This is a genomic window from Luteimonas soli (assembly GCF_042648865.1).
Taxonomy (GTDB): Bacteria; Pseudomonadota; Gammaproteobacteria; order Xanthomonadales; family Xanthomonadaceae; genus Luteimonas; species Luteimonas soli.
The window spans coordinates 1-8,458 of the sequence record NZ_JBHRYA010000008.1 but is presented as its reverse complement, the minus strand read 5'-3'; the positions used below and the strand labels follow the sequence as shown (position 1 = coordinate 8,458).

Here is an 8,458-nt window from a genome sequence, read left to right as displayed (position 1 = left end):
GGTACCCGATGACTGCGGCTGCAAGAATTGCAATGTCCATCGGCTGACTTTCCAAGGGGCCTAACGCCTGAGTTAAGCCGACTTGCGTAGTGGAGCCAAACACATGGCAAGCTTTTTCTGCCATGTGTTTGGTGTAACGAAGCAAGTTCGGCTTGAACGAATTGTTAGGCAGCAAGCTGCGCTACTTCTTGGCTACTTTCTTTGCCGCCTTTTTTGCAGCCGTGCTTGGATGCGTGGCCGCCGTAATTGCCGCCTTGAGCTTGGCGGTGGTCTCCTTGAGTTGGGCGTCCTTGACCTTTACTTGGGCCTTTACAGCCGCAACGTCAGCTTTGAGCTTGGCATTTTGGGCCAAAAGCTTCTTCTCGCGGAGCGAATAGTTACCATCACCTGGCTTCTTGGGCATCTGATGTTTCCCCTGTTTTGTGTGTGAGTGTGTACGAACGGTGGTTCTTGCTGCCTAACACCTGAGTTAACCCGACCTGCGTAGTGGAGCTGGCAACATGGCAAGCTTTACCTGCCATGTTGTTAGTGGAACGAAGCGGGTTCGGGTTGAACGAATTGTTAGGCGCCAGACCCGCAATCCCCAAGGCGCCATGCTCAACTACTAGGTGCAGGAAATAGAATCTCACCCTCATCTGAACTCACATCAAAGAATCCAACGCGATGTTTAACAGCGAGCTCTCGCGTCTTGTTGTACGCCCGCTCTGCGACTGACCAAGCAAACGCACAATAGATAACGCTCTTGCCAATGGAATGGTCTGTAACCTCAGATGCATCTGAATCTACCGCAAGCGGACCATTCATTGGCGGGAAGAACTGAATCATCTCCTGGAACCATGCCTGCAGCGCGGGTGCGGTGACAACCGGATCGTCGTAGCTGTGCTCCTCCGACCACTCAGTCTGTTTGTCGTACCACGCCATAAAGGACTCGCGCTCCTTCGGAGCGGCGGTTGGGTCGAAGACCATCAGGTCGTAGCTCATTGACTCTCCTGGCGCCTAACACCTAAGTTAAGCCGACGTGCGTAGTGAAGCCAAATACATGGCAAGCTTTACCTGCCATGTGTTTGGTGCAACGAAGCGCGTTCGGCTTGAACGCATTGTTAGGCCCCAACATGCAGCCCGGACGCCTGGTACGCAAGTACTAGCGCAGCGAAAAGCGCCGGTATGTATGCAGAAGCCGTGGCCAACCCGTTGCGCCCCCGGAGAAGCCCCGCGCCAAGGAAGCTGGCGCCAAATGCCGAAGCAAACAGCGCCAGAATCGGCTCGACCATGCCGCAGGACAGTTTGTTGAAAAGGCAGAGGTAAGAATTGGCGAACAGAACCGCGGCAATGGTCAGAAGACCGACGCCAATCAGTATCTCAGTTTTGGCTAGTAGCGAACGTGCCATTGGGGCCTAACACCTGAGTTAACCCGACCTGCGTAGTGGAGCCAACAACATGGCAAGCTCTATCTGCTATGTTGTTGGTGGAACGAAGCGGGTTCGGGTTGAACGAATTGTTAGGCCCCACCCGAGCTACTGTGATCCCCTGGCTTTGGCGGGAACAGTGAGCGCAACTCAGAGAAGTCGCCGTTTGACCGTCTTGCCACTTCCGCCCATGCTCTCTCGAACGCTGGGCGTTTGAGATTTGACGCAATTCCCTCTTGCCAGAACTGCCAAGTCCTATCTGATACTCGGCCAGTTTGGCGAAGAAAGACTTGCTGATTGCACAGGTCAAAGTATCTGTAGAACTCGTCGAATTTGTCCGAGTACTCCGGTTCACTAAGAGTCTCACCGAGCAATGCCTTGACCGGAAGTGTCGCAGCGATGTCCCGATACTCTTTGGCGAGCGAATCCTCGAAGGTAGTGACTGCTTGTCTCTTTGAGAGCGCAAGCTGCCATGCTGCAACAATCACTGCTGCCGCGGTAGCGATGCTTGCGAGTGCAGAAAGCGTGTCGAGCATCAAGAAACCTTCCAGTGGGGCCTAACGCCGGAGTTAAGCCGCGCTGCGTAGTGCAGGTGACAGGCATGGCAAGCTTTTCCTGCCATGCCTGGCGCCGGAACGAAGCGGCGTCGGCTTGAACGAATTGTTAGGCGCCGGACCGCGACTGGCCGCCCGTCGCCGATGTGAGGTGGCTACGAGACCTGAAAAGCGAACAAATGAAGGTGGCCACGAAGGCGCCAGTCACTGCGCCAAGCAAGAAGGAGAGTGTGGCGAGAGAGTTGCTGGGTAGCTCGATAAAAGAGCTCAAGAAGTGGACCCCAATTCGTGACTCGGGGATCTGTAGCATGACAAAAGACAATCCGCAAAGCACGGCGATGGCGAGGTGGAGATAGCGCATGAAATGTCTCCCTACTTTCAAATGCTTGGATAGATATTACGGCGCCTAACGCCGGAATTAAGCCGACTTGCGTAGTGGAGCCAACAACATGGCAAGCTTTACCTGCCATGTTGTTGGTGTAACGAAGCAAGTTCGGCTTGAATGACTTGTTAGGCGGTACTGCCTGGGATGCCGCGCCTGTTGCCGACGCCGCACACCAAGAACCCGCCTCCCCGAAACACTACCAGCCGCGGTGACCGTGGCTTTACCGAGAACCCTTCAAGCGTACCGCAACCGAAGCTGCCGAGAACGATTGCGCGATGCGCTCCACGTTGCCGACTTGCCGAAGCGATGCTGCCGCCGCCGACAGGTTGCTACCCGATGGAATTCTGGCCGAAGCCGACCCGACACGCTGCGACACAGTGGCCGAAGGAACAAGCCGCCGAACTGTTTGAGCAGCACCGCCTAACGCCGGAATTAAGCCGACTTGCGTAGTGGAGCCAAACACATGGCAAGCTTTTCCTGCCATGTGTTTGGTGTAACGAAGCAAGTTCGGCTTGAATGACTTGTTAGGCCGCACTGTACCCCGATGAAGTCCCGAGTGCGACGCCGCTACATGCACGAAGCCGCGGTGAGAACCGTACCTGCGCGCCGAGAACCTGCACCGCCAGGAACCGCACGACGCGATGAGCCGCCCGAGCGAGAAGCCAGCCGCGCAGCCCTGCGTGAACTCTCACGACAACTTGCCGAAGGGCGAGGGCGCCGCAAACGCGATGCCCCAAAAGAATCGGTAGCGCGATGGGCTGCAAGCCGCTGCTGCCCAAGCAAGGAACCGTTGCTGCTTGTGCGGCCTAACGCTGGAATTAAGCCGACTTGCGTAGTGGAGCCGACAACATGGCAAGCTTTATCTGCCATGTTGTTGGTGTAACGAAGCAAGTTCGGCTTGAATGACTTGTTAGGCCGCACTGTACCCCGATGAAGTGCCGAGTGCGACGATGCTTGTGCACGAAGCCGCGGTGAGAGCCATTGCTGCGCGCCGAGAACCTGCACCGCCCGGACTTGCACGGCGCGATGGACCCGCCGAGCGAGAACCCAGCCGCGCAGCCCAGCGTGAACTTGCACGACAACTTGCCGAAGGGCGAGGGCACAGCAAGCGCGACGAACCAAAAGAGCCGGTGACGCGATGAGCTGCAAGCCGCTGCTGCCCGAACAATAGTACGTGGCTGCTTGTGCGGCCTAACGCCTGAGTTAAGCCGACTTGCGTAGCGGAGCCAACAACATGGCAAGCTTTTTATGCCATGTTGTTGGTGGAGCGAAGCAAGTTCGGCTTGAATGAATTGTTAGAGCCCATTGCTGGGCACTAGGTCTACCGACCAGTAAGACCGGCGGTGAAAGAGCAGCGTATCAAAGCCGACTACGTCAACTTTAGCCCCGTGCGCATAAAGGCCAGGACCGGCCGGAAGAAATGCAACTACCTTGCACCCGTTGGGCAAGGCAACTAGAACCGGCTGGCTCCTACCTTGGCGTGTGCTATTTGGGGAGTAATTGCTTATTACAGAAGCTGTGTAACGGCCTGTCGCTCGACTTGGCGGATCAAAATACCAGGCAAGAAATACGCCAGCGACGATCAGAAGAAATGAAGAAATCACCAAGCGACGTTTGTCAGAAAACGAATATCTCGCCATGGGCTCTAACGCTTGAGTTAACCCGACCTGCGTAGTGGAGCCAACAACGTGGCAAGCTTTATCTGCCACGTTGTTGGTGGAACGAAGCGGGTTCGGGTTGAACGAATTGTTAGGTGCGCGCCTAGTCACCCACAAACCACACATACGTGTGCACTTGGCCCGAACCCTCAAGGAGCCCAACTACCCTTTGCAGGTGCTCAACTGTCCTTGTATCGGATACCGACGTCAGAGCCTGCTGCAACTCACTTAGAAGAACCGGGATCTGGTGTTGATTAAAGCAGGCATCTCCGAAAGGGTCTATGAAGCGAAGGCAGACACTATCAGATCTCCCGGAAAAAAAGCTGCTGAGCCTGCTGAGCAGCATCCCCGCGTCCTCGACAGTAGCCAAGGTTTCTCCGTGCTCGTCTCTCCAATGAACATCAATCCCCATACGCGCACCTAACACCTGAATTAAGCCGAGCCGCGAAGCGGCTTCGGCTTGAATGAATTGTTATGCGCCGCCACTACTGCAGCAGGAACTGCCTTGCTGAATAGGTGGGCACTTGACCGTGCCATACGAGCAATAGACGCAGCAATCCCCCGGTAGCGGTTTGAGCACCACATGGCACGCGCCGCACTCATAGAGCCACTGGCACGCATTGGTGGGCATAGTTTCCTGCGTAACAGCACCGCACTCGGGGCAGGTGATAACCGACTCTAGTTCGATGCTGGACATTGGGTGGCTCTTACAGGACGCAGGAGATCAAGAATAGACGCGACAAGCATGAGAGCGATGCCCACATAGAACAGGTAGATGCTCCAGTCATAGCTCCAGAAGACGAGCAACGCAGCCAGCACGGCGATTGGACCTGCGACCGAGAGCAGGCCGCGAGCGAATTGGCGGTGCCTATACCAGGCCCAAGCATTTACCAAGAACGCAAGCACTGCCAGACCGGGGAGCAACTTACGGAACAGGAAGCCTTCGTATTGCCCAAGGAAGCCAAGGCCGATCGCGGCGCCCAACGACCCGAGAGCCGGAAAACAGCCAGCGCAGGACATTGCCGCGACCAGTGCACCGAAGCTACTTGTTTTGTCCAGAACGCGCGTGACACTCATGCTTTTTTCCTCAATTTGCGAGACATTTTCTGCGGCGTATAACACCTGAGTTAAGCCGACTTGCGTAGCGGAACCAAACACATGGCAAGCTTTTTCTGCCATGTGTTTGGTGGAGCGAAGCAAGTTCGGCTTGAACGAATTGTTAGGCCTCAGCCAGTAGCTTTGCTGTGAGCCCAACACCGAAGACTGCGATACCCCAAATCAGAAATGGTACAAGCACTGCCCAGAACACAGAAGGCCAGTAGCCAACCTTTTGACGGAGCCAAGGAAGGCTGGCTCTACCAAATGCCAGAAAGAAAATTGGAAGTACCAAAAGTGTGAATGTTGTTTGGGTCAAATAGCCTGACGCGCCAAAGAGGAGAAAGACAAGCGAGAAGACCCAGGCAGAAACATAGTAGGGCCAGAACTCCCTGGCGGCTTTGAGAAGGCTGTTGGACGATTGTCTTGATGCTTCCATGAGGCCTAACGCTCAAGTTAAGCCGAATTGCAGCGCGTAGCTGGCAACATGGCAAGCTTTTTCTGCCATGTTGACGGCGTAGCGATGCAATTTCGGCTTGAACGCAATGTTAGGCCGCGCCCGGAACTTGCGGGAGCACCCACCTGCGGATCAGAGCATAAAGGCCGAAAGTGAGTAGCGCCGGAGCCCCTAAGCCGAGTACCCACGCCAAGTAAGGAAGCCCCGAGCTCATCTTCCACTCTCCGCGATTGCCATCGGTGCAGATAGCCAGCTGTTGGTGAATGATGCCGCCGCTGTCCAGGCATGCGTCGATCTCCCCAAAGGCGAAGAACTCTCGGGCTAGCCAAACGAAGCCCAGAAAGACCGAGATCCGAAGTGCCACAAGTAGAAGGCTGCGAATGTTCATAGCGGCCTAACGCCTAAGTTAAGCCGAACTGCGTAGTGGAGCCAAGCACATGGCAAGCTGTATCTGCCATGTGCTTGGTGGAACGAAGCGGTTTCGGCTTGAACGCATTGTTAGGCCGCAGTTCCCGCGCGCCCGTGCTCCTCTGTGGTTGGTCAAGGTGCTAAAAATACTTGCGCCAGAAATCCGTCCGAGGCTTCGCACGAGTGAGCGAGTTCAACCACTCAACGATTGCGTCGAGCTCCACCTGAGCTTGTTGCGCGTTCAGCTCGCCGTTTCGCCAAGCGCGCCAAAGGTGCTCCAGGAGAGCTGGAAATACCCCAGGGGCGTATATGGAGTCGTTGCGGAGATGGCTATCAATCGACTCCCCTTGCCAGATTGGATCACCGCCCTCCTGCCACACACACTTCGACTTCCTTGGTCCGTTTGAGATGACCATCTCTTCGTTCGACATCTCGAACTTGTAGGTGTCGTCATGGCCCCAACGTGGCGTATAGATCTCTGCAGTTAGCGTGATCATTGGTCCCCTCCTGAAACTTGTGTGCGGCCTAACACCAGAATTAAGCCGACCCGCGAAGCGGGTTCGGCTTGAATGATTTGTTAGGGCCCATTTAGCACGAGCCAGCGGCAAGAGCCAAGCCTACCTGCCGGAAGTAGTCTCCGAAGCCGGGAAAGGCTGGATAGAACGGGGCAGCTAGAGCGCGAACGACAAAGAACGCGCCGATGACTGCAAGTGCAAGGGTTGCTCTACGACCGAGAGACGCGGCCCGCTGTGGTGGGCAAAGCAGCAACGCCACGACCAGGGCGCCAAGCGTCCAATGCATCATCTGGTGATGCCAAACGTAGCCGCCACAAGAGAAGAGACCAAACCAGACGCCGCCCAGAGCCGAGAGCAAAAACGCAAAGATCGTCAGTGCTTTGAACCCGCTTGCGAGATTGCTTGGCATGGGCCCTAACGCCAGAATTAAGCCGCGCCGCGAAGCGGCGTCGGCTTGAATGAATTGTTAGGCCTCAATCAGCGAACCTTGACTCCACGGAACAACAGCCAAAGTCCAGTGGCAATCTCACTGAGGAACATTGGTGCCCAACCGAATTCAAGGACATCGTTGTGCTCTGGAAAAACAAGATTGGCAAGGCTGGTTAGCACTACTAGGACAGAGGCAACAAGGCCGAGCACAGATAGAATTTTTGGCAGGTAGTTGGACTTTAAGAACAGATAGAAAAAAGCGATGGAGCCAACGCTGAAGAAGAGCGTGGAAAAGTTGAACCCCGCAGTGTGAGCGCCGCGCGCCAATGTCATAAGAGCTTCCCACTGCGCTGGTTCAAAGCCGGCTGCACTGCCGGCCCCCGTGTAGATATGAAGTTTCACGAAGCCAAAAATCATGGCCGTCGCGCCGATAAATGACTCCCCGAGCCGCCAGAACATGGCCATCTGTGCGAGGCGCTCGTTCACCGGTCTAACGGTGATGTATAGCGCATAGGCCAGTATAACGGTGAGTACAGGCACGAGAATTTGCAAGGCAAGTGCAGTGCGGTAGAGCCGCTCGGAAGATGCAATGTTTTGCGCTTTAGCAGCAAAATCTCCGTCCCCAACAATGCCAGAAATGAGGAACTCGCCGCTCATGAATAGAACGATAAGCAGCAAGTACACAAGTCCTGCTATACGCGCATAGAAAATTTGTGTTTCGACAGTCGATGCTTGGTTCATCAGCGATCCCTCCCTTGAGGCCTAACGCCTGAGTTAACCCGACCTGCGTAGTGGAGCCAACAACATGGCAAGCTTTATCTGCCATGTTGTTGGTGGAACGAAGCGGGTTCGGGTTGAACGAATTGTTAGGCGGCATCGGTCCGTGGCTTCCGAAGAGCGAACCATGCCGCCAAAGCAGTACCAGCGAGCCAAACGCTAACCCACACCCAGAGCAAGATGGCGCCAATTGTGAAGTCCATCGGTTCAGGGTCATTGGGGTAATAGTGCCGAGCGTAAAGCGTTGCACCGAGCAGTCCCGCGCCCAAGCCAAGTACTGCGGCAAGGCCACTGCCTAGAATGACTTTGAACACCCGTCCCACTGCTGTGCCGCTGGAATTCCTGGCCGCAGACTCCTTTGTGGAGACTGTAGATTCCGGAGGCTCATATGGGTTGCGAGAGGTCATGGTATGCCGCCTAACACCTTGAAATAAGCCGACCCGCGAAGCGGGTTCGGCTTGATTGAACTGTTAGGCCGCCGGCCGAGGAACCAACGCGCCCGCTGGCAGACTTTACGACAAATCCAGCCGGAGGACGCGCTTGCGCCGCGTGCGATCTGGAGTGGGGAACGGCCGCCCTGTCCGTGAGCCAGCGGCTTGCGCCGTGAACCATCGAGAGTGAGCTGACTGCGCTCCTGGCTGGAGCGACAGGCTTGCGCCGGGAACTATCAATGGCGCGGACTAACACAAGCATTGTACTTGCCCGAGCGGCCTAACACCTAAGTTAAGCCGAGACGCGTAGTGGAGCCAACCACATGGCAAGCTTTACCTGCCA

8 protein-coding genes are annotated in these 8,458 nt (G+C 55.8%); all 8 read right to left on the bottom strand.

Annotation, left to right across the window (positions count from 1 at the left end):
• Window positions 1-181: 181 nt before the first annotated feature.
• Window positions 182-403 (bottom strand): hypothetical protein, encoded by a 222-nt coding sequence (locus tag ACFONC_RS12780; protein WP_386744697.1) that lies wholly within the window; start codon window positions 401-403, stop codon window positions 182-184.
• 194 nt (window positions 404-597) lie between these two features.
• Complete coding sequence (locus ACFONC_RS12775) at window positions 598-981, bottom strand: hypothetical protein (RefSeq protein WP_386744695.1); 384 nt, start codon at window positions 979-981, stop codon at window positions 598-600.
• A gap of 119 nt (window positions 982-1,100) precedes the next feature.
• Window positions 1,101-1,388, bottom strand: a complete 288-nt coding sequence (locus tag ACFONC_RS12770) for a hypothetical protein (protein WP_386744694.1) — start codon at window positions 1,386-1,388, stop codon at window positions 1,101-1,103.
• A gap of 110 nt (window positions 1,389-1,498) precedes the next feature.
• Complete coding sequence (locus ACFONC_RS12765; RefSeq protein WP_386744692.1) at window positions 1,499-1,942, bottom strand: hypothetical protein; 444 nt, start codon at window positions 1,940-1,942, stop codon at window positions 1,499-1,501.
• A 2,533-nt stretch (window positions 1,943-4,475) separates the two neighbouring features.
• Complete coding sequence (locus ACFONC_RS12760) at window positions 4,476-4,700, bottom strand: GDCCVxC domain-containing (seleno)protein (protein ID WP_117203649.1); 225 nt, start codon at window positions 4,698-4,700, stop codon at window positions 4,476-4,478.
• Entirely contained in the window at window positions 4,682-5,203 is a 522-nt protein-coding gene (merC, locus tag ACFONC_RS12755) for an organomercurial transporter MerC (RefSeq protein WP_386744690.1), read from the bottom strand. The genes ACFONC_RS12760 and merC overlap by 19 nt, the downstream gene beginning before the upstream one ends.
• A gap of 900 nt (window positions 5,204-6,103) precedes the next feature.
• A complete protein-coding gene (locus ACFONC_RS12750) occupies window positions 6,104-6,460 on the bottom strand; it encodes a hypothetical protein (RefSeq protein WP_386744689.1) in 357 nt (118 codons plus the stop codon).
• A gap of 495 nt (window positions 6,461-6,955) precedes the next feature.
• Window positions 6,956-7,648, bottom strand: a complete 693-nt coding sequence (locus ACFONC_RS12745) for a DUF4386 domain-containing protein (RefSeq protein WP_386744687.1) — start codon at window positions 7,646-7,648, stop codon at window positions 6,956-6,958.
• Window positions 7,649-8,458: the final 810 nt, after the last annotated feature.